The organism is Gimesia sp. (genome assembly GCF_048260065.1).
GTDB lineage: Bacteria > Planctomycetota > Planctomycetia > Planctomycetales > Planctomycetaceae > Gimesia.
The window spans coordinates 174,868-198,594 of sequence record NZ_JBLXHC010000007.1; the positions used below are offsets into that span (position 1 = coordinate 174,868).

At 51.3% G+C, this 23,727-nt stretch carries 28 protein-coding genes; 10 read left to right on the plus strand and 18 right to left on the minus strand.

Annotated features, from left to right (window positions below):
- Positions 1-20: 20 nt before the first annotated feature.
- The 10 genes from ACN0YN_RS15050 to ACN0YN_RS15095 all read right to left on the minus strand — a co-directional run bounded on the left by ACN0YN_RS15050 (position 21) and on the right by ACN0YN_RS15095 (position 8,166).
- Positions 21-284 carry a hypothetical protein gene (locus ACN0YN_RS15050; RefSeq protein WP_417385843.1) on the minus strand — a complete coding sequence of 88 codons (264 nt, stop codon included), beginning with the start codon at positions 282-284 and terminating at the stop codon, positions 21-23.
- A 1-nt stretch (position 285) separates the two neighbouring features.
- Positions 286-1,488: an ACR3 family arsenite efflux transporter gene (gene arsB / locus ACN0YN_RS15055; protein WP_417386026.1), complete on the minus strand. Its 1,203-nt coding sequence runs from the start codon at positions 1,486-1,488 to the stop codon at positions 286-288.
- Between the two features lie 48 nt (positions 1,489-1,536).
- Positions 1,537-2,001, minus strand: coding sequence for an arsenate reductase ArsC (locus tag ACN0YN_RS15060; RefSeq protein WP_417385844.1), 465 nt, complete (start codon positions 1,999-2,001; stop codon positions 1,537-1,539).
- 551 nt (positions 2,002-2,552) lie between these two features.
- Positions 2,553-2,873, minus strand: a complete 321-nt coding sequence (locus tag ACN0YN_RS15065) for an ArsR/SmtB family transcription factor (protein ID WP_417385845.1) — start codon at positions 2,871-2,873, stop codon at positions 2,553-2,555.
- Between the two features lie 64 nt (positions 2,874-2,937).
- Positions 2,938-3,297 carry a DUF488 domain-containing protein gene (locus ACN0YN_RS15070; protein ID WP_417385846.1) on the minus strand — a complete coding sequence of 120 codons (360 nt, stop codon included), beginning with the start codon at positions 3,295-3,297 and terminating at the stop codon, positions 2,938-2,940.
- Positions 3,298-3,325: 28 nt separating this feature from the next.
- Positions 3,326-3,640 carry an ArsR/SmtB family transcription factor gene (locus ACN0YN_RS15075; RefSeq protein WP_417385847.1) on the minus strand — a complete coding sequence of 105 codons (315 nt, stop codon included), beginning with the start codon at positions 3,638-3,640 and terminating at the stop codon, positions 3,326-3,328.
- A gap of 258 nt (positions 3,641-3,898) precedes the next feature.
- Complete coding sequence (locus tag ACN0YN_RS15080) at positions 3,899-4,987, minus strand: ArsI/CadI family heavy metal resistance metalloenzyme (protein WP_417385848.1); 1,089 nt, start codon at positions 4,985-4,987, stop codon at positions 3,899-3,901.
- Positions 4,984-6,258, minus strand: a complete 1,275-nt coding sequence (locus ACN0YN_RS15085) for an MFS transporter (RefSeq protein ID WP_417385849.1) — start codon at positions 6,256-6,258, stop codon at positions 4,984-4,986. Before ACN0YN_RS15085 ends, ACN0YN_RS15080 begins: the two co-directional genes overlap by 4 nt.
- 10 nt (positions 6,259-6,268) lie before the next feature.
- A complete protein-coding gene (locus ACN0YN_RS15090) occupies positions 6,269-7,054 on the minus strand; it encodes a phytanoyl-CoA dioxygenase family protein (protein WP_417385850.1) in 786 nt (261 codons plus the stop codon).
- 50 nt (positions 7,055-7,104) lie between these two features.
- Positions 7,105-8,166: a DUF1559 domain-containing protein gene (locus ACN0YN_RS15095; RefSeq protein WP_417385851.1), complete on the minus strand. Its 1,062-nt coding sequence runs from the start codon at positions 8,164-8,166 to the stop codon at positions 7,105-7,107.
- A 257-nt stretch (positions 8,167-8,423) separates the two neighbouring features.
- On the opposite strand from ACN0YN_RS15095, the gene ACN0YN_RS15100 reads away from it, so the two are divergent.
- Together ACN0YN_RS15100 and uvsE are read left to right on the plus strand one after the other, a co-directional pair.
- On the plus strand, positions 8,424-8,825 hold the full coding sequence (locus ACN0YN_RS15100; RefSeq protein WP_417385852.1) for a TspO/MBR family protein: 402 nt from the start codon (positions 8,424-8,426) through the stop codon (positions 8,823-8,825).
- A gap of 7 nt (positions 8,826-8,832) precedes the next feature.
- Positions 8,833-9,759: a UV DNA damage repair endonuclease UvsE gene (gene uvsE, locus ACN0YN_RS15105; RefSeq protein WP_417385853.1), complete on the plus strand. Its 927-nt coding sequence runs from the start codon at positions 8,833-8,835 to the stop codon at positions 9,757-9,759.
- Between the two features lie 23 nt (positions 9,760-9,782).
- On the opposite strand, the gene ACN0YN_RS15110 is transcribed toward uvsE, so the two are convergent.
- Together ACN0YN_RS15110 and ACN0YN_RS15115 are read right to left on the minus strand one after the other, a co-directional pair.
- Positions 9,783-11,216, minus strand: coding sequence for an AAA family ATPase (locus ACN0YN_RS15110; RefSeq protein ID WP_417385854.1), 1,434 nt, complete (start codon positions 11,214-11,216; stop codon positions 9,783-9,785).
- A gap of 113 nt (positions 11,217-11,329) precedes the next feature.
- On the minus strand, positions 11,330-11,728 hold the full coding sequence (locus ACN0YN_RS15115; RefSeq protein WP_417385855.1) for a DUF4345 family protein: 399 nt from the start codon (positions 11,726-11,728) through the stop codon (positions 11,330-11,332).
- Between the two features lie 381 nt (positions 11,729-12,109).
- On the opposite strand from ACN0YN_RS15115, the gene ACN0YN_RS15120 reads away from it, so the two are divergent.
- From ACN0YN_RS15120 to ACN0YN_RS15135, 4 genes are all read left to right on the plus strand, one after another.
- Positions 12,110-13,885 (plus strand): SLC13 family permease, encoded by a 1,776-nt coding sequence (locus ACN0YN_RS15120; RefSeq protein WP_417385856.1) that lies wholly within the window; start codon positions 12,110-12,112, stop codon positions 13,883-13,885.
- Positions 13,886-14,082: 197 nt separating this feature from the next.
- Positions 14,083-14,769 (plus strand): DUF2293 domain-containing protein, encoded by a 687-nt coding sequence (locus tag ACN0YN_RS15125; RefSeq protein WP_417385857.1) that lies wholly within the window; start codon positions 14,083-14,085, stop codon positions 14,767-14,769.
- A 132-nt stretch (positions 14,770-14,901) separates the two neighbouring features.
- Positions 14,902-15,933 carry a class I fructose-bisphosphate aldolase gene (locus tag ACN0YN_RS15130; RefSeq protein WP_417386027.1) on the plus strand — a complete coding sequence of 344 codons (1,032 nt, stop codon included), beginning with the start codon at positions 14,902-14,904 and terminating at the stop codon, positions 15,931-15,933.
- Positions 15,934-15,970: 37 nt separating this feature from the next.
- On the plus strand, positions 15,971-16,186 hold the full coding sequence (locus ACN0YN_RS15135; protein WP_417385858.1) for a DUF1653 domain-containing protein: 216 nt from the start codon (positions 15,971-15,973) through the stop codon (positions 16,184-16,186).
- Positions 16,187-16,207: 21 nt separating this feature from the next.
- Here the strand turns inward: ACN0YN_RS15135 and ACN0YN_RS15140 are convergent, their stop codons facing one another.
- On the minus strand, positions 16,208-16,390 hold the full coding sequence (locus ACN0YN_RS15140; protein ID WP_417385859.1) for a CPXCG motif-containing cysteine-rich protein: 183 nt from the start codon (positions 16,388-16,390) through the stop codon (positions 16,208-16,210).
- Positions 16,391-16,553: 163 nt separating this feature from the next.
- On the opposite strand from ACN0YN_RS15140, the gene ACN0YN_RS15145 reads away from it, so the two are divergent.
- Both ACN0YN_RS15145 and ACN0YN_RS15150 read left to right on the plus strand, forming a co-directional pair.
- Positions 16,554-16,778: a hypothetical protein gene (locus tag ACN0YN_RS15145; RefSeq protein WP_417385860.1), complete on the plus strand. Its 225-nt coding sequence runs from the start codon at positions 16,554-16,556 to the stop codon at positions 16,776-16,778.
- 87 nt (positions 16,779-16,865) lie between these two features.
- Entirely contained in the window at positions 16,866-17,285 is a 420-nt protein-coding gene (locus ACN0YN_RS15150) for a dual specificity protein phosphatase family protein (RefSeq protein ID WP_417385861.1), read from the plus strand.
- 7 nt (positions 17,286-17,292) lie between these two features.
- Here ACN0YN_RS15150 and ACN0YN_RS15155 read toward each other — a convergent pair whose 3' ends face one another.
- The 5 genes from ACN0YN_RS15155 to ACN0YN_RS15175 all read right to left on the minus strand — a co-directional run bounded on the left by ACN0YN_RS15155 (position 17,293) and on the right by ACN0YN_RS15175 (position 21,830).
- Entirely contained in the window at positions 17,293-19,014 is a 1,722-nt protein-coding gene (locus tag ACN0YN_RS15155; protein WP_417385862.1) for a putative bifunctional diguanylate cyclase/phosphodiesterase, read from the minus strand.
- 415 nt (positions 19,015-19,429) lie between these two features.
- Positions 19,430-20,008, minus strand: a complete 579-nt coding sequence (locus ACN0YN_RS15160) for an NADPH-dependent FMN reductase (protein WP_417385863.1) — start codon at positions 20,006-20,008, stop codon at positions 19,430-19,432.
- Between the two features lie 72 nt (positions 20,009-20,080).
- Complete coding sequence (locus ACN0YN_RS15165; RefSeq protein ID WP_417385864.1) at positions 20,081-20,527, minus strand: DoxX family protein; 447 nt, start codon at positions 20,525-20,527, stop codon at positions 20,081-20,083.
- Positions 20,528-20,577: 50 nt separating this feature from the next.
- A complete protein-coding gene (locus ACN0YN_RS15170; RefSeq protein ID WP_417385865.1) occupies positions 20,578-21,276 on the minus strand; it encodes a pirin family protein in 699 nt (232 codons plus the stop codon).
- A 65-nt stretch (positions 21,277-21,341) separates the two neighbouring features.
- On the minus strand, positions 21,342-21,830 hold the full coding sequence (locus ACN0YN_RS15175; protein WP_417385866.1) for a MarR family winged helix-turn-helix transcriptional regulator: 489 nt from the start codon (positions 21,828-21,830) through the stop codon (positions 21,342-21,344).
- Positions 21,831-22,080: 250 nt separating this feature from the next.
- Between ACN0YN_RS15175 and ACN0YN_RS15180 the strand changes: the two genes are divergently transcribed.
- Complete coding sequence (locus ACN0YN_RS15180; protein ID WP_417385867.1) at positions 22,081-22,539, plus strand: hypothetical protein; 459 nt, start codon at positions 22,081-22,083, stop codon at positions 22,537-22,539.
- 84 nt (positions 22,540-22,623) lie between these two features.
- Complete coding sequence (locus ACN0YN_RS15185; protein WP_417385868.1) at positions 22,624-23,700, plus strand: HEAT repeat domain-containing protein; 1,077 nt, start codon at positions 22,624-22,626, stop codon at positions 23,698-23,700.
- Positions 23,701-23,727 lie beyond the last annotated feature (27 nt).

Here is a 23,727-nt window from a genome sequence, read left to right on the forward strand (position 1 = left end):
TCCTTTTGAGTGTAAACATTTCACTTAACTGAAATTGCTGTTTCTAAAGCAATTTTTGCCATGCTGAGTTGATAGCAACTTTTAAATTCAGCACAGCTTTGACAAGCGTTCCAGGCAGCATGGTCAATTTCGATTCTATTCTCTGGAGCAACTGGCAGCACGCCTGTCAGCCGCTGTTTTGTTTCTACTTTGAATACTTTGCCAGCATTGGATGTGTTTTTATGCATATCCAGACTGTCAGGGAACATGTCTCCGTAGCATTTTTTTCTTATTTCATGTGGCATGTCATTTACTCACTGCCATTGGTTCAGTTGCTTCTGTTTTACAGTGATCATGGTTCGACATATGGGGAAACCAGTTTTGGGTCCTGACACAAAATCGCACCAGCATCAACATCAGGGGAACTTCAATCAAGACCCCGACTACGGTTGCCAGTGCGGCCCCCGATGAGAGTCCGTACAACATGGTCGCAGTTGCGATTGCGACTTCAAAGTGGTTTGAGGCACCAATCATGGCCGTCGGTGCGGCACTCTCGTATGTCAGCCCCATAAACTTTGAAAGCAGATACCCCAGTGCAAAGATCACAATCGTCTGAATTAATAGTGGAATCGCGATCCAGAGTATCGTCAACGGATTGCTGAGAATGGTTTCCCCTTTAAACGAGAACAAGAGAATCAGTGTCACCAGTAAAGCAGCTATCGTCACCGGTGTTAACACATGAAGAAATTTCTCTTTAAACCAGACTTCTCCCCTGGTAGCGATTAACCATTTGCGGGAAAGGTATCCTGCAACCAGCGGAAGTGCTACATACACGGCAATCGACAGCAGTAACGCCTGCCAGGGTACAGGCAATTTTCCCACTCCTAATAAGAAGCCCCCCAGAATGCCGTACAGTACCAGCATCGTCAAGGAATTAATGGCAACCATCACCAGGGTATGCCCGTCATTTCCTTTAGCCAGAAATCCCCAGACCAGTACCATCGCAGTACAGGGAGCAATGCCCAGCAGAATACACCCTGCCAGATAACTGCGCCAGAGCGGCACTTCCAGCATTTTTACTCCATCAATAAGCACAACTTTCCCGGATCCGTATTCAGCCCCGACGACTAAATCGACGCCAAAGGGCATTTTGACGTAATCCACTGCCTCGGGTCCGATGAAGGTTAGAAACAGAGTTCCCAGAAAGAAGCTGGCAATCGCATACATGGTAAATGGCTTGATGGCCCAGTTAATGAATAACGTCAGCCCCACCGGACGAATCGCTTTGCCTGCTTTCAGGACTTCGGCAAAATCGATCTTCACCATAATCGGGTACATCATGAAAAACAGGCAGACAGCGATCGGAATTGAGACGACAGGAGCATCATCAACGTAGATCGCCATACCATCCAGTGTCTTTGCAAACCCGGGAGCAACTTTACCCAGAACGATCCCGCTGATAATACATAGCCCGACCCACACCGTCAGGTATCGTTCAAACAGACTCATACTTTTGGTTTCGATGATCGGGCAATCACTGTCTGCACTCATCTGACATTACTCCTGTGTCTCTAATTCTATTGCTGTTTCAACGTCGGCATTCCGTTCAGCAATCCATTGTATTACTCGTGCCTCAACCTGATCTCGAACCGAGCGGAATTTCATGAGTTGTTCCAGTTCATCACCACTGGCTTCTACAGGATCTTCAATTCTCCAGGATTCTGTCTGAAGTGAGAAAGGCCAGATACGCGGACAGGACCGTTCAGCATTCTCACAGACAAAAATCACCCATTTCGGACTTGTCTTTCCAAGATATTGAGTAAGTGATTTAGACTGAGCCCCTGATATATCCATACCAATCTCTTCCATAACCTGGATAGTCAGTGGGTGTACTCCTTGAGGATTTAGCCCTGCACTGTGAGCGTCATAAATACTGCCTGCCTGTTCTCGCAGAAATGCTTCAGCCATCTGGCTGCGAGCAGAATTTCCTGTACAGAGAAACAAAACCATCGCTTTATTCATTGATGCACCTTAGTCAACGATCCTGTGGATAGACATTGGTGAGAATTGACCATCAATGCAATTCACCACCAGAGTCAGTTCCGCCTTACCAGAGAGAGATACTAAAAAAAACACGAACTTTACCTTCTTCATCTGTCAGTTTGATCTCATGAATTTCTGAATGAAATGTTTTCCGTAATCTCATCTGAGCATCAGTTCTTGAAAGGACACGATAAGTGCCCCCATTCCGCTTGGATATCCAGGTTTGGTATTCGTTCCATGATAATCCAGTGTCGATGGTCCATTCTGCAATTTTGCTCCATTCGTTCTCAGTGATTACGGCTACCGTTGCAGTGGCTGCAGGCGGCAGCAGAAGTTCACGATTTTGTGCCAGTGTCTTACTGTAACTGCTTTGAGAACGATCTATCGCCATCAGAAAAAACAGCAGTATCAATAAGACTGTTGTAAACAACACAAGACTGAGACGTCGCATTTAATCTGTGGTTACCCTTCTCATCGTCACACTATACATTTTCCTTAATGGCAATTTTGCCATATTAGAATTAAAAAAATTATTTCATAAATTGTTTGCGATCTTCCAGATCCGTTAAAAGTACGGTTTCCATGCAGGAGAAAAAACCATCGAGACAGCCACAGGTGACACGGTAGTAATTCAGAGTCCCTTCTTTACGTGAACCAACAAGTCCAACATCTTTAAGAATCGACAGATGTTTGGATACCGTAGACTGATCTGCACCGACTTCGACAGACAGGTCATTGACGCACAGCTCCTGCTTCTGCAGCAGATCCAGCATCAGCAGCCGACTGGGATGTGCCATCGCTTTGGCGATTTTGGCACGAGCTTCATATTGTTTACGGGTCTTTTCCTTCATGGCAATATCGCCATAATACAATCTTCAGTGTCGTGAGTCAACCAGTAATCAGCTTGAATAGTCATCAGTTTCCTGATGACTCCAGAAACCGCTGTAAGACGGGAACATGCCCCTCTTCGGGATGTTTCACAGCAGTCAACAGGGTGATCCGAGACTGATTGGCCTGCTGCAGCAGTTGTTCCGCCTGCTCAACCTTTGGCTTCAGTTCACTCTGGTACTTTTTCACAAACTCAGCATATTGATCCAGATGCGCGTGGAACCACTTTCGCAACTCGTTTGAGGGAGCCAGCTCCTTGGCCCAGAGATCAATGGCAGCATCTGCTTTTTTGACGCCACGCGGCCAGAGGCGATCGACGAGAACACGAAAGCCATCGCTTTTTTCCGGGTCATCATAAATGCGTTTGATCTGAAAGATCGCAGACATGGGTTTGTCCGAATGATTCGGAATGCGATTATTTATCGGGGACTTCCAGGCGGCAGCAGCCGAAATCGAGATGTTGTTTTCCCGCTTTGCTGACGGCGGAAACGTCGGGATGCAGATTATAGACGACGAAACGGCCTTCCTTGCGTTTGGTCACCAGTCTCGCATGATAGAGTATTCCCAGATGATGCGAGATATTGACGACCTCTTCTTCCAGCTGTTCGGCGATATCACTGACGGTCCGTTCGCCATCTCGCAGCAGATCGATAATGCGCAGGCGAATGGGTTCTCCCAGCGCTTTTAACTTCTCTGCACACAGGTCGGATTGGAGCCGATCTTTAGACATAGTCGCATCACCCACAAAATGAAAGATCTCCCCCGTTCCATCGACGAGCTGAACTGCCGGGCAGTTCGCATTCGCGGGGAATTCGCATCAGATTGTAGCAAAAAACTCACGTCAGGACAGCTCCAGAAATTGCTCCACGCGAGTTTCTACGACTTTTCTCAGCGCAGCATCCGACGAGAGACCATACATCAACGGCCGTCAATTTATGTCTAGATCACGATTCAGGCAGGGAAACGGTTGGTTTTCCCTCTTTATCAACTAGCTGGTACAGGAGACCGGCTGTGTAGCCGATTTGATCAAAACCAGTGATTCCCTGACGGCAGTCTCCAGCAGCTGCTGATAGAAAGCAGCCGGTATTGTCGTGAATCGCCCCCGTTCGAGTGAGAGCCCACTGTCGAGAACGATCTCAGGAAAAGGCCCTTTGTAGACAACCGTCACCAGCTCTTCGACCTGAGAAACTGGTTTCATCGCCCGCAGCATGGTCTCGCGGAGTTCTGCTTCCCCCACAGTGAAACAGGCGTGAGTCCCATATTTCGTCAACATGATATTTTCGAAGCCAGCCGACTCCAGTTGCCGCAGTAGCGTTTCCAGGCAGGGTACATATTTGACGACCGAAGCGGGACCGGAGAGCTGCAGGGCTTCGGTCACTGGTATGTCTGAAGTCAGGCAATGCACTGAAAGTTCCCCGCCCGGCTTCAGTCGTTCTGCTGTCTGTTTAAGAAATCCAGAAATCGCTGCGTCTGCACCGGCGACGTTGAAACTTCCCTGCAGCGCGATTTCATCCAGAGACTCTGCGGCAATTTCCTCAGGAATCGTAAAGTCATTTCCCAGTCGATGCGACCACTGCTGTCGCGCGGGAATCTCCGATCCCGTAGAACAGGCAATCGGGCTGACAGTTGCTTTGTCGTGTTGTGTACCCTGAACTTTTGCCGCTGCCTGCCCTGCTCCGCGATGTTCCAGATCCCCTTCCAGGATATAAATCTCCCAGAGGTTCTGATCGGGGTCGTGCAGCCAGAATTTAGACTGCTTCGCATAACAGCATTCCACCCCTTCTTCCCGTTCGCTGCTGATCCCCGCCATTTCCAGCCGACGCTGCAGTTTCACCAGTTCCTCGGCACTGTTCAAACGAAAGCCGACATGGTTGAGGGCCCCCCGTTCTGCAGGCGAAACGGGTTCCAGCGACAAAGTGAGGGGCGGGTTCTGCAGTTCGAACTTGGCATAATCGCTGCGCTGTTTGGCAGCAGGCACGCCAAACAGTTTCTGAAAGAAATCGACTGAGCGGGGAATATCCGAGACGTTCAGCGAAATATGAAAATTCACACTCTGTTCGGTTTGAGAAAAAATCATGTCAAAAGTCCTTCAGGTTGAGGCCGACGCGGGTGAAGCGGAGTCCACCAGGCAATGATCGCTGTGCACAACAGACAACCAGCCAGGAGATAGAGTAATAACTGATAAGAACCGGTCAGTGTTTTGCATTCCGCAAACAGCAGAGGACCGAGCGCCGAAGCGAGCACCGTCATCATCTGCGCGATGCCCTGAATGCGCCCCAGATGTTTGCGTCCGTAAAGGACCGGCCAGACAGTAAAAAACATCACGGTCAGCACGCCGCCTGCTGATGCACTGACCAGAACGTAACCTGCCACATCCAGATTCGTTGACAGCTGGGTCAGCCAGATCATTGCCCCAGCCAGCATCAGCACGGAAACCGCCAGCAGGCGATTGAGCGAAATATGTAATCCCAGCCACCCGGCTACCAGGTTACTGGCCACGCCAATTCCCGTCCCCAGCGCGAGGGAATTGTAATAGACCTCTTGGGGAAATCCCTGATCAGCCAGGATCGACTCATTAAACAGCGAGATTCCAGAGACAATCATTCCATACAGCGAGATCGCAAAAGAAAAGACCCAGAAGGTCCGGGTCCGCAGCGCCTGACCGAGAGTGAAATCGTGTTCTGAAAATGACCTGGTTTCCTCTGAAGCATTCGATCCCGTCTCTTTCCGATCGCGGGCAATCAGCCCCAGAATGAAAGCAAAGCCCAGGACGATCCAGCCCATTCCTGACCAGAGCACGCGCCAGTTCAAATCGGCGTATTCTCGCCCTGTCAGTGCAGCAGCGATAAAACCTGCCGCCATCAACACCGAATAAATGCCCATCGGCAGACTGACTTTTTTATCAAACCATTTCCCGACAATCGTAATACTGACCACAGACAGGGCACTCTGCCCGAAGCCTCTGGTCAGCATGATCGCAATGAACAGAGCCGTCACTGAGGTCGCCGACGTCATCGCAATCACCACGCAGCCCAGCAGGCCCATGACAGTCGTCAGTGTCAGCCGAATGCCAAAGCGGTCAATGCAATATCCGATCCCCAGGCAGAAGGTCGCCCCCAACAGGGTCGCCCAGAGATTGATCATCCCATAGGAGGAACGCGTCAACTGGAAAGCAGGATCCGCCAGCAGTCGTTCGGTAATCATCCCCAGCCCATGCGTGCGACCTGGTAACGTCGCGACCATGGCGATTGCTGCGACCACCACCATCGTCCAGCGATAGACGGGATAGGAAGATGCTGCCGGCAAGGTAACGGGGGAAACCGGTTCGGTCTGAGTTTCTGTGGACATCATCTGGTTCTTAGCGGAAGTAAGTTTCGTTCAGGCCAAACTCGGCATAACGTCGCTCAAGATAGACGCGAAATTCCTCATAATGGGCAGCCCGCTGATCCCCGCCATCCGAGAGTGCGTTGTAACTGAGATACAGCTGGCGTCTCCAGTCCTGTGACAGATTGGGAGCCGAGCGATGAGGAGTGAAGCCGTCAAAGACAGCAATATCCCCCGGCTCCATCACCAGCGGCACCGCTTTGTCTTCCTCCACTATGCCTGCTTGTAAAGAATGGTATTCGCCATCTTCGGGAGCGAGTGAGCCCTCTTGATGATAACCGGGAAAGACTTCGGTACAGCCGTTTTCAATGCTGGCGGCATCCAGGGGAATCAGTACCGTCAGAAAACTGCGCGGAAACCCCGGCCAGGAAATCCAGTCCTGATGTAACTCGTAACCTTTTGTTCCCGGCTGTTTGAAAATCAGCTTATCCTTGAACAGACAGGCCGGCTCGCCATACAGATCGTGCAGCAGGTTCATCAGCCGATGATCAAATGCGACCTGGTTGATGAGCGGGCTGAGATCAATGACCGGATCGAACGTTTCCCAGAGACAGTCCGCATCGTCATGCGTCTGCTGAAACCGACAGCGCAGATTCATTTTGTCAATCAGATCCCGCTGGTAGGTCAGCTTCCACGCTTCTTCGGAGAGTATCTGCATTTCATCTGGCGCAAAAAAATGTCGCATGATCAGATAGCCGTCCCGCTGCCATCGTTCATGTTCATCGCGCTGCAGCGTACGAAATGTTTCTGTCTGACTCATAATATCTCCTGACTGTTGATCTGCTTGACTGTGAACCGGGATCCTGTCGACTAAAACTCGCCGATCACTTCTCCACCCGCTCGGGTAGAAAGACTCCGCCAGACCATCTGATCGATACTGTCGCCGACAAACCGTACTGCGCCGTCGCAGAGCAGCAGATTGACACCGCCGGGATGATTGCTGCGGGCCGCTTTCCAGCCTGAAGCGATATAGCCTTCACTGGCGGTGGCATTCGCGACACAATCGTAGAATTTGGAATTGGGGCCATAATAATGGTTGTAAGAAGCACAGCGGATCTCTCCCGAATACCAGGCAAACTGGCGTTCGTTGGATTGATTCCAGGTGGTAGCAGAAGCACAACTGGCAGCGCTGATGGTGGAACCGAAAGCCAGGTTCTTGTAATACTTCTTCTCAGAGCCGGGAGCCGGTCCCGTTGTTTCGGCCCCTTCACCAATCAGACTTTCGGACATCGCCGCGGTATTGCTGGTACCATCGATGATATCCCGAAAGCGGGTACTGGAGTCAGCATAAAATACGCCGTTGGCATTGTAGGGAGAACCATGTTGCGTTCCTCCTGTCGGATCGAGGCCGGTTCCCATGTTCGCCACATAATTCGTCGGCCCGATTCCCCCCGTCACACCGTATGCCGAAGAGACCTTGCGCGACATATCGGAAGGACAGAGATAGAGGGGGATCAAAGTCGAAGCGGCCAGCTGATTATTACTGTCAGCGATAATCCAGTCACTGCCGCTATTCGCATAGGTGGGTGATTCCAGGTTCAGCAGATTATAAACGGCCGTCTGTTCCAGAAACGGAGTCAGGTACGCCATCACTCCCCAGTTCCCCTGGAAGTAACCGATATAACCGCCTGCACCAGGCTTGCCCCCGGGAATCAGATTGGGAGGAAAGACGCGGTGCGCACTTTCATAGTTGTGTAACGCGATTCCCAACTGCTTGATGTTACTTTTGCACTGAGACCGCCGTGCCGCTTCCCTTGCCTGTTGAACGGCGGGCAGCAGCAACGCCACCAGAATTCCAATAATGGCGATCACCACCAGCAGTTCAATCAACGTAAAACCGGATCGTGAATCCTGAAATCGTCGAATACTCATGTGAAGTCTCCCGAAACATTTAATATCACATTCTTACGATCGTCAGAATATAGTTCCCAAGAAACACTGTCAATGGGCTGGTATCAATTTTTTTTTTCGACAGAGACAGGTGCATCAGCATATGCATGTCAGGACAATCACGTCTGAATTCGTGAGGGAATTTTAATTGCGGACTAAAAAAAGACTTATCAATTCCACTTTGCCGACCATAATGAAATAGCAACCAACTCTTTTTTTCTTTCGATCAAGTGACATGCATGAACTGGATGGAATGGTATAACACGCTCTCCAAACCGGTCTGGACGCCCGCCCCGGCGACCATCGGTCTGATCTGGCAGATTCTGTATCCGATCATTCTGATCTCCTTCGGCTATGTCTTCCTGCAGACCGCGCGACGCAAATTTCCCGCTGCTACCGCCCTGCCCTTCGTCATCAATCTGGTGGCCAATCTCAGCTTCACTCCTCTGTTTTTCGGCTTGAGAAATGTTCCGCTGGCAACACTGGATATTCTGGTCGTCTGGTCTACAATCCTCTGGTGCATGTGGACCATCTGGCCCCGTGCCCGCTGGGTTACTGTGGCGCAAATTCCTTATCTGACATGGGTTTCCATCGCCACAACATTGCAGATCAGTATCTTCTGGATGAATCGAGGAGCATAACACACTGGTGACACAAGACCGATCGAAATCGCCCATCAGGCTCGGCCTGTGCTGTCAGTTTCTCGACGAACCGATCAAGTTCCGTAACACCACCGTCAAAGCCAACAGCCAGATGGAACGGACGGCGGCGCTGGAAAAACTGGCGAGACTCTGCAGAGAAAATGCGGAAGCGCTGCAATTGTCACTCGAATACTGCGCCGCGCACGGCATCGGCTGCTTTCGCATCAACAGCCAGATCCTGCCACTCAAAACACATCCGGACTGTGGCTATGACATGCAGGACCTTCCTGACGGGGAAGAGATTGTCAGCCTGTTTCAACAGTGCGGCAAATATGCACGTGCGCACGATATCCGCACCTGTTTTCATCCCGACCAGTTTGTCGTATTGAATTCCCCTCGTGAGGAAGTGGTGGAACGCTCCATCGCCGAACTGGAGTACCAGTCGGAAGTCGCTGAATGGGTGAACGCGGATGTCGTCAACATTCATGGCGGCGGTGCCTACGGAGACAAAGCGAACGCGCTCACTCAATTCGCCAGAAATTTCAAGCGTCTCTCGAAACGGGTTCGCAGTCGATTGACTGTGGAAAACGACGATACGACCTACACGCCGTCTGATCTGCTTCCTCTGTGTGAGAAGATCGGCATTCCCCTGGTCTACGATGCTCATCACCATCGTTGTCTGCCCGATGAGCTCTCGATTGAAGAAGCCACCCAACAGGCATTGCAGACGTGGAACCGCGAACCGATGTTTCACATCTCCAGTCCGCTGGAAGGCTGGCAGGGTCCCAAACCAAACCGCCACCATGACTTTATCAACCGCCGCGATTTCCCCCGCTGCTGGGAAGAACTTGAACTGACCGTCGAAGTCGAAGCCAAGGCCAAAGAACAGGCGGTCCTGAAACTGATGCGGTCCCTGCGCAATCGTAAGAAATGAGCGATACGCTGCTTGATCAGATATCATTCTGACTGGTTGACACCAGTCGCCCCCAGCAGTTTCAGATTCAATGAACCGCCGCTGACCAGCATCTCATCCAGGGCATTCGTCACATCCGCACTGGAAATCTCACCGGATCCATCGCGTTCGAGATGAAATTGCACGGCGCGGCGCATCAGTTCCTTGATAAAAGATGCTGACACTCCTTCGGTTCGTCTGAGAACCTCTTCCACAATGTCTTCCCCGACCGTCACCCCTTCTGCATAGAGATTAATCAGTTTCCGACGTCCTTCTGTATCCGGGAGCGGAAACTCAATTGCCTGGTCGACACGACCAGGACGGGAGGCGAGCGCTGCTTCCAGTGTTTCCGGCCGATTCGTTGTCAGAATAAACAGAATTTCTGCATCCGGCTTTAAACCATCCATTTCATTGAGCAGCTTATTGAGCAACAGTTCTTCACAGGAATTGTTCATACTCCTGCGATCCCGGGCAATCAGGTCGACATCTTCGAGAACCACGATGCTGGGCTGCAACAAGCGGGCCAGCGTCATGTATTCATCCAGCATCCCGACCTGTTCGGCGGAAATCAAAAGTGTGGTATGTGCGGGCAGGGAGCCCGAAAGAAAGTGTATGGTATGCGTCTTGCCTGTTCCGGGCGGACCGTAAAACAGAATTCCTTTTTTCGTCGACTGTTTGAATTGAGAGAGCCGCTCACGCTGTTTGACAAACTGAATCACATTCCGCTCCAGCAATTCCAGTGTCGTCGCCGGCAGAATCACCTGATCCCGTGCGACTTCGCGCAGATGATGCACCGTGATCCCTTTCGACTCGCCGGAATAGGAATGTTCGAGTAGTTCCAGGGAAAGCACTTTTCCCCGGTAGGATCTGGCCCGTTGAATGGCCTGCTCCAGTTGCTTAAAGAATTCCTGAGCGATTCTGGTCCCCTCCGGGGTATTCGGCGTGCCGACCTGCAGGTCCACACCAGTAATCCGACCATAATGGCCGGCGGGTGCCAGAACGACTACAAAACGAATCCCCTCTTTTTCCAGTAACCAGAGCCCGGTTTTCAATACACGTACAGGCTGCTCTTCTCCGACATTGACTTCTTCATACTGGGGAGGAACCGTGACCATTTCCGAATGTTGCCCCACCATCAGACAGCCTGCCAGACTGACTTCCTGATGTCCATATTCGCCACGTATACCGCAAAAATGCCTGACCGTAATCCCCTCGCCAAACAGCTGATCAATGGCGATCTGCAGATCAGCCCGCACCCGCAGGGGAAAGGTGCGTTCTGAAATCGTGATCTCGCTGGTGGGCAACGGTTTAAAGTGTTGCACAATCAGCGGAGCAGCAGTTTCTGCAGAGTTACGTCTCTGCCTTAACCGGACCATCAGTGCCACAGCAACGCCCGCCCCAAAGATCAAACCTGTAAACAGCCAACCCACGTCTGTCATTGATGTTACTCCTCTGAACAGAATCGATCTCAGGTTGTGCCAGGCCTGAAAGAGAGACTTGAAACTACTTTGGGTATATCCACATTCAAACTGATATTCAATCTGAATCCGCTCTATTCAGATCTTTCTCCGTGCACTGAGGTTCGCTGAACCAGATAGAATCCCAGACTGATCAGAAAAATCAGCCATTCCCCCGCTGCCAGAGAGTATGTAGTGGAACCAATTCCCGAGAATACGAAAAAGCTGATACAGCGGAATAATACCAGACAGCCATGCACAACCACGCACACCACCAGGGCGAATCGTGTCACTTCCTGCTGCCAGAGTGGCCAGAGAAATATCAACCCCAGCGCCAATTCCAGACCGCCGTACACGACCAGAAATTCCGACTGTCCTGAACCGGCCTGCAGGCTGAAACCGACCGATCGCGATGTCGAAACGGGATCGAGGCTGCACCAGAGCGCCAGCAGGAGATAGATCACCCCAGTCATCGACAGAAAAATACGTGTCATCAAGTTCACCGGTAATTGAGAAAGGCCAATCAGGTTCTGAGACTATCACACAACATATGTGAACAACCTGATGGAAGTCAATTCCAGGTGAACCCGACAGCGGTTTGAATTGTCTGTTCAGCGTCATACCATTTTCCCCAGAATCGATTGAAGCGACTTCCTGTCTACTGACGATAACATTCGGCATGAAATCATACCTCAACACCTGTTGTCTCTGCTGCTGTCGAAGAACGGCTTTCGTTCTTGCGGGGGGCTTGTGTTGATTTCATTCCGGGCTGGAAACAGCCCGACTTAATCTTCAAACAACATCCGAAGAGTTGAAAGCCAAACGCTTTCAACTCTTTTTTTATTGGTTCCCCTGCAAAAACACTGGAAAACACAATGAGTCTCGAAGCCTGGTTTACGGTCGCGATGGTCGGCATTTTATTCGCGTCACTGGTGAAGAATCTGGCCCCCCCCGATCTGCTCTTTCTGGCTGCAACGACCATCCTGGCGGTGGCCGGCATTATCACCCCGGAAGAAGCATTTGCCGGCTTTTCGAACACAGGCATGCTGACCGTGGCAGTTCTGTTTGTGGTGGTGGCGGGTTTGCGGGAAACGGGAGTGCTGGATTTCATCGGTCAGCATTTGCTGGGTAAAACCCGAAGTGAACGGGGCGTATTACTGCGGCTCTCTGGTGTGGTTCTGCCTCTGTCGGCGTTCCTGAATAACACGCCCATCGTCGCCATGTTCGTGCCCGTTGTCTTGGACTGGAGCCGCCGCAATCAGGTCTCACCCTCAAAACTGTTGATCCCGCTCTCCTACCTTGCCATTCTGGGGGGAACCTGTACCCTGATCGGAACATCAACTAACCTGGTCATCAATGGACTGATGATTCAAAATGGTATTCCCGGTCTGTCGCTGTTTGAAATCGCCAGAATCGGGATTCCTTACGCGGTGATTGGAATCGTGTATCTGTTTATTGCAGGAAGAACCCTGCTCCCCGAACGTAAAGAACTGCTGGAACAGTTGGGAGAATCGCGTCGGGAATTTCTGGCAGAAATGCAGATTCAGGCCGGCTGTCGTCTGATCGGTCAGACAATCGAACAGGGAGGTTTAAGACAGCTGCCGGGACTGTTTCTGATCGAGATCGATCGGAATGGCGAGACCATCGCCCCGGCCCGTCCCGATCAGCGGCTCGAACTTCATGATCGACTGATTTTTACCGGGATTGTCAGCAGTATCATTGAACTGGAAAAAATTCCGCAACTGGTTCCGGTGGCTGATCCCGATTATGAAGTCACTCCCCGTAAACAGCGTCGGCGTCGTTTGTGTGAGGCGGTCATTTCAGAAAACTCTCCCCTGACAGGCAAGACCATTCGCGATGCGGATTTCCGCGCAGTCTACGGAGCCGCTGTCGTCGCCGTGCATCGTTCGGGGAAACGGGTCGAAAAGAAAATTGGTGATATTGTACTGCAGTCCGGAGATACGCTGCTGCTGCAGACACAACCCCACTTTCAGCGGGCTCATCGCCACGATCCGGCGTTCTACCTGATCAGCGATGTCGAAAACTGGCGCCCCTTTCGATCAGATCGGGCCTGGATTGCCGTCTCACTTCTGCTGCTGCTGATCGTGCTGATGACCACCGGCACGCTGCCCATTGTTCTCTCTGCCACTTTGACGGCGGTGTTAATGGTGGTGCTGGGCTGTATTTCACCAGGCGATGCACGGCAAAGCGTGGAATGGCAGGTGCTGATCACCATCGCCGCCGCGTTTGGCGTGGGAACCGCGCTGCAGAACTCGGGAGCCGCTACTGCAATTGCCACTTCACTGGTGGAAGCAACTCGCGCCTGGGGGCCAATCGCAGCGATCGCCGTGATCTATCTGCTGGGCTCAATCATGACTGAGTTGATTACCAATAACGCCGCCGCTGTGTTGATGTTTCCCTTTTGCCTGGAGACAGCACGCCTGTATGCAGCCAGCCCGCTCCCCTTCCTGATGACGTTGATCCTGTCGGCCTCTGCCAGCTTCATGACACCCATTGGTTATCAGACCAACATGATGGTCTACGGGCCGGGTGGATATCGCTTCACCGATTTCGTACGCATCGGCACCCCGCTGAACCTGCTGCTGTGGCTTGTCGCTATGATCATGATTCCCTGGATCTGGCCATTCTGAACTGATTTCCAACAGTTCCGTTTCGCATGATCTTTGCCTGATTCATTCAAGAACTGGATCTTCATCAAAACAGTTTTCAGCATTTGAAGATCTCTTCATCAGACACGATTGACCAGACAACGCATCATCCGCTAGAAAGAATCTTTTGAAATCATACGACTCTCAAACAGATAAACGCGCAAGGATGTGATCATCGGATGAGTGCAAATATCTTTTCTCCCGGTCCGACTCCCGGCACGGTCAAAGCCGCAGATGGCAGTATACTCACGGTCCCTGCCGGCTGGGTGCTGCTCCCTCCCGGTGACGCCGGTTTGACGCGGCGGGTCAAAGCAGCCGGTGAATTCTGGAGTGTGCAGGAGAAGAAAGGGCGACGCACGTTTTCGCAGGGAATCTGGGCTCCCTCAGAAACAATCGAACAATTGAAAACAGAACTGGAAGCGGAACGGGCCACTCCCGCATACGCCAAAAAACAGGCAGCCGCTGCAGAGCGACGCGATAAACAACAGGCCGAATATGTCGAAGATTTTCATGAGTCGGTACTCCAGTTTCTGGCATTTCATCCGGCTCATGCAGACCTGGCAAATCAACTCGCGCAGGCGATCACCGCGCATGCCACCCCGGTCGGCAGCGGCACCGTGGCACGCACGAAACGCATCCCCGTGGAACAACGGGCCGAAGCCGCCGTTATTGCCTGGATGCGACATCAGACGACGGCCTACGATTCGATGAAAATCCCCCGCGTCAAAGGGAAACGTCGCGAAGTCAGACGTTTGCTGGCACAACGTTCGAAAGAACTGCTGAAACACTATCGCAGTGAGCCCACAACTCCCGTCAATTGCCCCCTTCAACAGGCTTTTCACGAGAAAACCGGCGATTCGATTTGAGGCAGAGCAAATCTGAATTAATCGTTTTTTCATGAAGCATTCTTTCTACGATCCTTTCAGCTCTGGTGTCCACCGCGATATCATGGAATGAGAACACGTTTTTTCGCCTCGACTCGCTGGGAGAATATTTCAATGCACAAGCAACAGTTGATTGATACGGCCCGTTCGCTGGTAGCCGATGATAAAGGCCTGCTGGCGATGGATGAAAGCAACCCCACCTGTCACAAACGCTTCGCAAAACTGGGAATTCCACAGACCCAGGAATATCGTTTCGCTTACCGTGAATTGATTGCGAAGACGCCTGGCCTGAGTGAATCGATCAGCGGCGCGATTCTATATGATGAAACCATTCGCCAAACGACTTCGGACGGCACTCCCCTGATCAACGTGTTGAAAAACAGCGGGATCATTCCCGGCATTAAGGTCGACGCAGGAGCTAAAGACCTGGCCGGTCATCCCGGCGAAAAAGTGACGGAAGGTCTGGATAAGTTGCGGGATCGACTGGCAGAATATGCACAACTGGGAGCCCGTTTTGCCAAGTGGCGGGCGGTGATTACTATCGGTTCTGGTCTGCCAACCGCAGGCTGCTACGAAGCCAATGCCCACGCTCTGGCCCGGTATGCTGCCCTGTGTCAGGAAGCGGGTCTGGTGCCGATCGTCGAACCGGAAGTGCTGATGGATGGATCCCACAGTCTGGCTCGCTGCTTTGAAGTCACTGAAGAAGCATTACGAACGGTCTTCCAGCAGTTGTATCTGCAACGTGTCCTGCTCGAAGGTATGATACTGAAACCGAATATGATCGTGCCGGGACTGGATTGCCCGATCCAGGAATCCGTCGAAGAAGTCGCTGATGCGACGATCGAATGTTTTCAGCACAGCGTCCCTGCGGCGGTACCCGGGATTGCATTCCTGTCTGGCGGTCAGTCCAGTGAACTGGCTTCCGCCCGCCTGAATGCCATGAATGTAAAATACAAATCGCAGGTTCCCTGGGCCCTGGCGTTCTCCTTCGCACGCGCCATTCAGCAGCCTGCAATGGAACTCTGGGCCGGTAAAGCCGAAAACACGCAGGCAGCGCAGCAGGCACTATGCCATCGTGCCCGATGCAACCGCGAAGCACGCCGTGGCGAATACGATCCCACGATTGACGCAGTCGACGCATCTTGAATTCACACTACCACGAGACGGACAACAGGAAAAACCGATGAAAACAGGGCACTATCGCCATTACAAAGGGAACAGTTACACCGTGATCGGCGTCGCACGGCACAGTGAAACGGACGAAGAACTGGTCGTCTATCGCCCGGAGTACGGCGAACGGGGACTCTGGGTGCGTCCCAAAGCCATGTTTCTGGAATCGGTCGAAGTGAATGGAGAACAGGTCCCCCGATTTGCTTACCTGGGTCCCGTGGAAGAGTAAGCGAACTTCCGTTGATCTACTTCATTCACCGGCGGCCCAGATGCGGACTTCGCCATCGGGCTCCACCTGGAGGTGAATCACATTCGGGTGACAGCAGACAGGACAGTCTTCGACATATTCCTGATCCGCGCCTGCGGTCAGATCGACGGGAATTACGATTTCCTCGCCACAGGCATCACAAATATAACTGGCTTCTTCCTGCATGTTTTCCTCCTGAAAATGCATTCTACCATATTCGCGACGGAGTGGGTATAATAATCAGCGATCCTGCCTGACTGTGACTGTTTTACAATGATTACAGACACACAGTCTCAGACAGGACGTCATTCCAGAATCATACAACTTCCAGAACATGGAGCATTGCCCGATGGCAAAGAATAAACTGCAGAAGAAAAAAGAACGGGAAAAACGGGTCGCCAAGAAAAAAGTCGCGGAGAAAGCAGCCCGACAGGCACTGGAAAAAACAACCCAGGAATCGAAAAAGCAGATTCCCCAGCGTTCGCAGTTGATGCGGTCTGCCGTACCGAAAGCGGAAACCCCCGCCAATGCCGGCAAAAAAAGCACTTTTACACAGCGGCGTACCGGCGGTTAAGCTGCCTGGGTTTAGCGAATCTACAGTATTGAAGTCGGCAGCGATGTTCAGCCAGTGATGACTGTTTGTTCTCACGGGAGATCCGACATGCGTGAAATACTTCCCAGCCTGCTCTGGATCGGGAACACCCGGGACACACATGATGTAAAAAATGTGCTCGACCTGGGAATCGCTGCTGTCATTGATCTGGCTCTGGAAGAACCGGCAGTGCCTTTGACTCGGGACATGATCTACTGTCGGCTCCCCATAATTGACGGAGCGGAAAACCAGCCTGTCGTATTAATTTCGGCTGTCAAAATCGTAGCCCGCCTGATCAGGGAAGAAGTTCCCACCCTGGTCGCCTGCAGTGCCGGGATGAGCCGTTCTCCCGCAATCGTCGCTGCTGCGCTGTCACAGGTTCGTGAAACGGATTTTGAAACGGAGCTTAAATTAATCGCAGCCCATCACCCTGCTGATGTCGCGCCGGGATTGTGGAACGATCTGCAGGAATTACTGCTGGAAAAATAAGAAACGATCAGGCATTGATCATCGGGTGAGTGGCATGCCACTTGCCATTCAGAATCGATCCTTCAATCTCATCGCCACACAATGGTTTTGAGTAATAATACCCCTGCCCCAGTCGGCACCCCAGTCCCTGCAGAAGTTGCAACTGCTCGATATTTTCGATGCCTTCTCCGATGACTTCCAGCCCCAGCTTTTCGGCCAGAATGATCAGGGCATGAATCAGCAGAACTTCGCGGTCGCGATCGGATTTCTTGATGAACTCCCGATCCAGTTTGAGTACATCGATGGGAAAATCACAAAGACACGACAGGGAGGAATAGCCAGTTCCGAAGTCATCGACGTCCAGCTTGACGCCCAGTTTTTTCAGTTCATTTAAGGTTTCAATGGAAGCCTCACGATCGTGCATGATGATGCTTTCGGTCACTTCCAGATGCAGGCATTTCGCCGGGATCTCATGTCTCTCCAGGGCTGCCGCCACGATAGAAACCAGCGTGGGATGTTCCAGCTGTTTTCGCGATACATTCACGTGCAGATTCTCAGGGGCCCGTGCTCCCAGTGTTTTACGCCAGACAGCAAGCTGCCGACAGGCTTCATCCACCACAAAATTTCCGACGGGAATAATCATATCCATTTCTTCAGCAACAGAAATGAATTCGTCAGGAGGAATCATACCACACTCAGGGTGGAACCAGCGAATCAAGGCTTCGACGCCTCGCAACTCACCGGTTTCGAGATCGATAATCGGCTGATAAAACAGTTTCAGTTCGTCCCGTGAAATGACATCGCGCAGCTGGTTCTCAATATAGAGTCGTTTTTGTGCTTTATCGCGTAAGACACGATCGAAAACAATCGGTCGGTCCTGCTTGGCTGCCTTGGCCTCATACATGGCAAGGTCAGCATCACTGAGCATTTCGCTGGCCGTTTCGGAACGATGTTCGCTGGTCACAATCCCAATACTGGCGCTGGAATAGATGGTGTATCCGCCGAGAATATAAGGTCGCGCTAACGTTTCCAGCAGGCGGTTCGCCACCAGGATGGCATCGTCAGGTGAATGCAGATTTTCGAGCAGCACGACAAATTCATCGCCCCCCAGTCGTGCGGCCTGAATGGTATCGGAAGCCCGAACCGTTTTACGGAGCCGGTCTGCAATCGCTTCGAGCAGCTTATCGCCGACATCGTGTCCCAGACTGTCATTGATGAGCTTGAAGCGGTCAAAGTCCATAAACAGCAAGGCAAAATGTTTTCCAGATTTGCGGTCAATGACTTTCTGAATGGACTCCAGAATCGAAACACGATTAGGGAGTCCCGTCAGTGGATCATGGTGTGCCAGATGCTGCAGACGCTGCATCAATCGTTTCTGCTCACTGATATCGATCCGCAATGCGAGATAGCCGTCAATCTTTCCCTCTTCATTGAACATGGGAACGATCGTGGTATTCACCCAGTACAGGCGACCGTTTTTAGCTTTATTGCAGATCTCACCCCGCCAGGTTTTACCACGGCGAATCGTGCGATACATTTCTCGGAAAAATTCGTTGGAATGCTGATCGGAACGCAAGATGCGATGGTCGGCACCAATCAGTTCTTCGCGAGTATAACCGGAGATCTGACAGAAGTTATCATTGACATCGAGGATCTTCCCCTTGGTGTCGTTGATGGCCACAATACCGGCTTCATCAACGGCATCGCGAAATGCCTGCAGATAGCTTAATTCTGAATGAATGTCAGTCACGTGTTTAGCCCCGGTTGAGTTTATATATCCTGAATGGACTCGCCATCCAGTTAACCCGTCTTACTTTTCAGTCTCCTGAACCGTCATCTCTCCTTCACAGATTCGTCACAAGTGGAAATTTTTTCATCTCGCGACGTGTTCAAAGTCTAGGACAGAATAAAAACCCAATCCGAAAATTTGTCATGTAGAAGAGAGATCCCTGTGTCGAACACATAATTAAACCGGGTTATGCTGGTTATAAGGCCTGTCGGAGGCGATTTTCGACGGGGAAAGACTCAATCAGACCATAAAACCAGTCGGGAGCGGGCTTCGCTCAACGAACTCTGACGAGCGAATACTTCAAATAAAAAAACCCGGAAGACGCCAAATGCAGTCTTCCGGGCTCAATTCAGATTCAACAGTGGACAGCCTGAAATCAACTGGTCAGTTTACTCACCATTTCTGCCAGTGTTTTCCCGAGGTTCTCTACATTCTGCTGCAGAGAGGCATCCTGCAATTTGCCTTCGTCATCGAATGCCTGAGCCGCATTGGGAATCGCAATCTGATTTGGCAGGACGGTTACCTGGATATTGCTCAAAATGGAGCGCACGTGGACCAGCCCCCGCAGGCCACCCAGTCCTCCCGGTGAAGCGGAGAGCAAAGCAGCGACTTTGCCTCGATACGCCTGCAACGGTACTTCCCCTTCTGCTTTTCGCGAAACCCAGTCAATCGTGTTTTTCAACAGGGGAGTAATCGAACTGTTGTATTCCGGCGAAGCAATCAGCAAACCGTCGTTTTCAAAGAACAACTGTTTGAGTTGTTTTGCCGCTTCAGGAGTCCCTTCTTCCCGTTCCAGATCTTCATTCATCAGGGGAAGCGGGTAATCTTTGAGATCAACGACGGTGACATCAGCCCCTGCGGCACGGGCTCCCGCTACGGCGATCTGCAGGGCAAGCCCGTTATAGGAGTTCCGGCGGGTACTGCCCGCGAATGCGAGTATTTTAGGTTGAGACATGAGAATCGATTCCTTCTGATTTTGATATATAATTTTCAGGCTGAATGGAGCGGCGTTGACTGAATTCCGTTTTTACGCTGCGACTGGTTCTGATTGAGTCTTGGATGCCAGAGCATTGTCCAGACTCATTTTACCCGCCCCGTTTGCCATCACAAACAACATGCTTCCCATCAAAGCCAGATTTTTCATAAAGTGAATCATCTGTCCCTGCTTCGCCTGTGCGTCTTCGATGGTCCAGAAGTCATGAAAATAATAGGTAGCCAAGACCAGAAAGATAAACAACAGCCCGGCCCCGAGTCGTGCCTTGAACCCGGCTATCAGAGACAGACTGCCTGCAATCAGAAACACAATCGCACCAGCCAGCATGACTTTCGGCATAGGGACTCCTTCCGAAGCCATGTACCCGGCAATGTTGTCAAAGTTGGGAATTTTATTCCCGACAGCACTCATAAAAAATATCGTCGCCAGCATGATTCGACCGAGCAGAGTTGCCAGACCTTGAATCGGGTGTTGTGACATGACTCTCTCTCCTTGAATTAAATGTAATAGTTTTTGATTTCTTAATTTTTTCAGGCCAGATCAAACAGCATGATCTCGGCATTGTCTGTCGCGCTGATTGTCAACTGTTCGACATCGCTGACGGCTGCACCGTCACTCACTTCGAGTGACACGTCATTCAGACGAACAGCACCGCGCAGAACCTGCAGCCAGGCATGACGTCCCGTCGAAAGCGTATGTGTCACTTCCTGACCGGAATCCAGCTTCGACAGAAATATCTGCGCATCCTGGTGAATCTTCAACGCCCCCTGCTCGGCCTGTGGCGAAGCAACGAGACGTAACTGGTTCTGCTGCTCGCTGTCCGGAAAACGTTTCTGTTCATAACTGGGTTCAATCCCCTTCTGTTCGGGATACAGCCAGATCTGATACAGGTGCACGGCTTCGCTGTCTGAGGGGTTGAATTCACTGTGGGTGATTCCCGTCCCTGCCGACATCCGCTGGAATTCACCCGCGTGCAGCACTTCTCCGTTACCCATCGAATCTTTGTGTTCGAGGGCTCCTTCCAGAACATAAGTGACAATTTCCATATCATTATGGGGATGTGTTCCAAACCCCTGACCGGGCAGGACCACATCTTCATTCATTACCCGCAAAGCGCGAAACCGCATGTGTTCAGGATCCTGATAGGTAGAAAAGGAAAATGTGTGATGGGTTTTGAGCCAGCCATGATCAGCGTGCCCCCGTTCTTTAGACTTGCGAACCTGAATCATTTTGAGACTCCTCTCTTGAACAATACAACAATACTTTACATGTAATCTATTTGGGTAAAAAATTTTCAACCTGCGATTTCCGTGACTGCACCAGACTTTCTGGCTTTTACCAGCAGACGGCTCAACTCTTTCAGTTCAGACTTGGTCAGGTGACCAATTAACCGCTGATGCAGTTCCCGCCCCGGTTCATCAATCTCTTTCAACAACGTCACCGCTTTCTCAGTCAATGTGACATAGACAACGCGGCGGTCTGCCAGACACCGTTCCCGGGTGACCAGCCCCAACTTTTCCAGCCGGTCAATCAGACCGGTAATGGCGGGGACCACCTGGATCATCCGACTGGCAATTTCCAGACTGGGCAAGGGACGTCCCTCACCCCGTAAAATCCGTAAAACATTATACTGTGAGCAGGTTAAACCGTATTCACGAAACAACTTGCCGAGACGGTTCTGATACTGATCGCTGGTACGCAATACGTTCAAAACCGCCTCGACCTCAGGGGACTCGAAGGCCTGCTTCTTCTTGATTTCCTGTTGCAGTTGTTTGTGTGTCATGATTTATTCCTTACGCATTTACTTTACATATAAACTATCGTCACGTCAATATAATTTCTGGAATTTTTCTGAAAAATATTCTAAACCACGTTTTACAGCCTTTTCGAAAGCAACGGACGCCCGGAATCCTCATTAACTGGAAACGTCACACTTGAGATTTGGATTCTGATTCATCTTGAGAGTCAGCAGGACGCAATTTAGAATGAAGTATATTTTCATGTCATACTTTTATCTCTAAGGAGTAACACGCATGATTTCCATTCGTACTCTCAAAAAAGCGGGGCACCTGAAACTGATTCTGCCTGGTTGTCTGTTACTCCTCTGTGTCGGAGGCTATTTCGTTCTGGCACAAACAGGTATCCTGACTGACCGGCAGACTGCAGAAACAACCACAACACAAAATACCAAACCATCCCCCCAGTTGAATCAGCAATCAGGTGAATTGCTCTATCGCTTTTCCCCAGGTTCCAGTGATATCGTAAACATGATTGAAATCTGGAAGCAGGACGACAAATACCAGCTGGTTCATCGCCTCAGGAATGGCAGTCAATACGTTCAGACGGTGATTCCTTCCGCAGATCTGAAACGGTTTACGCCAGTCAAAGCCAGGCGGGGAGAATATTATCTTCTGACGCATTCAGACGATTTCCTGGAAGCATGGGACAAAGACCGCCGCATTAACAGATCACTCCGTATTTTTACCTGTTAGGCTGTCACCAGTTAGATGAAACAAATCGCCCTGTTCACTCTCGTTCTTCTTTTGCTTCTGCCGGCACGGTCCGCAGAAGCCTGTATGAACTGCGTGAACAGTGTGACTGATGTCCATACGCCGTTTCTGAACTCACTGATCGGCGTTTTTTTCAGCTGGCTGATGCTCATGTTGATCTTCAATCGCCCGCTCACAAAAGGCACGAAACGGTTTTTCTATTTCGGAGTTCCGGTATTCGCACTGGGCTTTCTGGTGATCATTCCCCTGGGGGTGGGACTGGCTGTCCTGTTCTGTTGGATCATTTATCTGCTGTGCCGGGTTCTGCCGATTCTCTTCAGAAAAGAAGAAACCATTCGCAAGAACCTGATTCCATTCGGCGTGAATGCGTTGGCGCTGACAGTTTCGTTTATACTGATTTTTGTCACGACGACACAGGCTAATTCCACTCCGGGACTGATCAAATCGATGGGAAGTGTTTCCCCCTTCTATCCGGGAACCGTTCACAGCGTGATGTCACGACTGATTCAGCGCGGCCCTGAAGTCGTCGATCCGTTAAGTGAGACGCTCGAAAAAACCCTCGACAGAGACTATATCAGCCCGTTCCTGCCTACGCGCATCGCTTACTGTCTTTCCGAGATTGGCAGCCCGCAGGCGGAGGCGGTTTTGAAGCAGGTTGTTGCAGAAGAGATTGACCTCAGTGACAACGAAAACACGAAATGGGAAGCTGCCGTCTGCTGTCTGTACGCCGACTGTGCCGGGCCCCGAGCCGTGCCGGTCCTGCAAACGCTCCTGGAGCGCGCGGATGAAAAACAGCAGTTCATCCCCTTGTGTGCACTGGCTCGAACCGGTGACTTCACTGCAATCGAGACCGTATTAGAACACGTCGATGCTTTGCAGAAACAGTTAAAGCAGCCCTTCACAAACCGCGGGTATGCAGCCATGATCAGACTCACGCTGCAGGCGCTGGCGGAAGGACAGAGTCCGGAAGATCTGAAAACGAGCCCCATCTATCATCGCATGTTACTCGGACTGAGGCCCGATCATCAGACACAAACCGGCATCGTCTGGAATCAACAGTGGGACGGGGAACTTGACCTTTCCGCCCTGCAGCATCACTGGTCTCAAATTCTTAAACAGCCAGCTGAAAATGACGCTGAGTGAGCAACTGCACTGTTTAGCGGACGGGCT

Excerpts from the sequence above, each read along its gene's own strand:
- ACN0YN_RS15050 (WP_417385843.1), bottom strand. The coding sequence starts at position 284 with ATGCCACATGAAATAAGAAAAAAATGCTACGGAGACATGTTCCCTGAC.
- arsB (WP_417386026.1), bottom strand. The coding sequence starts at position 1,488 with ATGAGTCTGTTTGAACGATACCTGACGGTGTGGGTCGGGCTATGTATT.
- ACN0YN_RS15060 (WP_417385844.1), bottom strand. The coding sequence starts at position 2,001 with ATGAATAAAGCGATGGTTTTGTTTCTCTGTACAGGAAATTCTGCTCGC.
- ACN0YN_RS15065 (WP_417385845.1), bottom strand. The coding sequence starts at position 2,873 with ATGAAGGAAAAGACCCGTAAACAATATGAAGCTCGTGCCAAAATCGCC.
- ACN0YN_RS15070 (WP_417385846.1), bottom strand. The coding sequence starts at position 3,297 with ATGTCTGCGATCTTTCAGATCAAACGCATTTATGATGACCCGGAAAAA.
- ACN0YN_RS15075 (WP_417385847.1), bottom strand. The coding sequence starts at position 3,640 with ATGTCTAAAGATCGGCTCCAATCCGACCTGTGTGCAGAGAAGTTAAAA.
- ACN0YN_RS15080 (WP_417385848.1), bottom strand. The coding sequence starts at position 4,987 with ATGATTTTTTCTCAAACCGAACAGAGTGTGAATTTTCATATTTCGCTG.
- ACN0YN_RS15085 (WP_417385849.1), bottom strand. The coding sequence starts at position 6,258 with ATGTCCACAGAAACTCAGACCGAACCGGTTTCCCCCGTTACCTTGCCG.
- ACN0YN_RS15090 (WP_417385850.1), bottom strand. The coding sequence starts at position 7,054 with ATGAGTCAGACAGAAACATTTCGTACGCTGCAGCGCGATGAACATGAA.
- ACN0YN_RS15095 (WP_417385851.1), bottom strand. The coding sequence starts at position 8,166 with ATGAGTATTCGACGATTTCAGGATTCACGATCCGGTTTTACGTTGATT.
- ACN0YN_RS15100 (WP_417385852.1), top strand. The coding sequence starts at position 8,424 with ATGAACTGGATGGAATGGTATAACACGCTCTCCAAACCGGTCTGGACG.
- ACN0YN_RS15110 (WP_417385854.1), bottom strand. The coding sequence starts at position 11,216 with ATGACAGACGTGGGTTGGCTGTTTACAGGTTTGATCTTTGGGGCGGGC.
- ACN0YN_RS15115 (WP_417385855.1), bottom strand. The coding sequence starts at position 11,728 with ATGACACGTATTTTTCTGTCGATGACTGGGGTGATCTATCTCCTGCTG.
- ACN0YN_RS15120 (WP_417385856.1), top strand. The coding sequence starts at position 12,110 with ATGAGTCTCGAAGCCTGGTTTACGGTCGCGATGGTCGGCATTTTATTC.
- ACN0YN_RS15125 (WP_417385857.1), top strand. The coding sequence starts at position 14,083 with ATGAGTGCAAATATCTTTTCTCCCGGTCCGACTCCCGGCACGGTCAAA.
- ACN0YN_RS15130 (WP_417386027.1), top strand. The coding sequence starts at position 14,902 with ATGCACAAGCAACAGTTGATTGATACGGCCCGTTCGCTGGTAGCCGAT.
- ACN0YN_RS15135 (WP_417385858.1), top strand. The coding sequence starts at position 15,971 with ATGAAAACAGGGCACTATCGCCATTACAAAGGGAACAGTTACACCGTG.
- ACN0YN_RS15140 (WP_417385859.1), bottom strand. The coding sequence starts at position 16,390 with ATGCAGGAAGAAGCCAGTTATATTTGTGATGCCTGTGGCGAGGAAATC.
- ACN0YN_RS15145 (WP_417385860.1), top strand. The coding sequence starts at position 16,554 with ATGGCAAAGAATAAACTGCAGAAGAAAAAAGAACGGGAAAAACGGGTC.
- ACN0YN_RS15150 (WP_417385861.1), top strand. The coding sequence starts at position 16,866 with ATGCGTGAAATACTTCCCAGCCTGCTCTGGATCGGGAACACCCGGGAC.
- ACN0YN_RS15160 (WP_417385863.1), bottom strand. The coding sequence starts at position 20,008 with ATGTCTCAACCTAAAATACTCGCATTCGCGGGCAGTACCCGCCGGAAC.
- ACN0YN_RS15165 (WP_417385864.1), bottom strand. The coding sequence starts at position 20,527 with ATGTCACAACACCCGATTCAAGGTCTGGCAACTCTGCTCGGTCGAATC.
- ACN0YN_RS15170 (WP_417385865.1), bottom strand. The coding sequence starts at position 21,276 with ATGATTCAGGTTCGCAAGTCTAAAGAACGGGGGCACGCTGATCATGGC.
- ACN0YN_RS15175 (WP_417385866.1), bottom strand. The coding sequence starts at position 21,830 with ATGACACACAAACAACTGCAACAGGAAATCAAGAAGAAGCAGGCCTTC.
- ACN0YN_RS15180 (WP_417385867.1), top strand. The coding sequence starts at position 22,081 with ATGATTTCCATTCGTACTCTCAAAAAAGCGGGGCACCTGAAACTGATT.
- ACN0YN_RS15185 (WP_417385868.1), top strand. The coding sequence starts at position 22,624 with ATGAACTGCGTGAACAGTGTGACTGATGTCCATACGCCGTTTCTGAAC.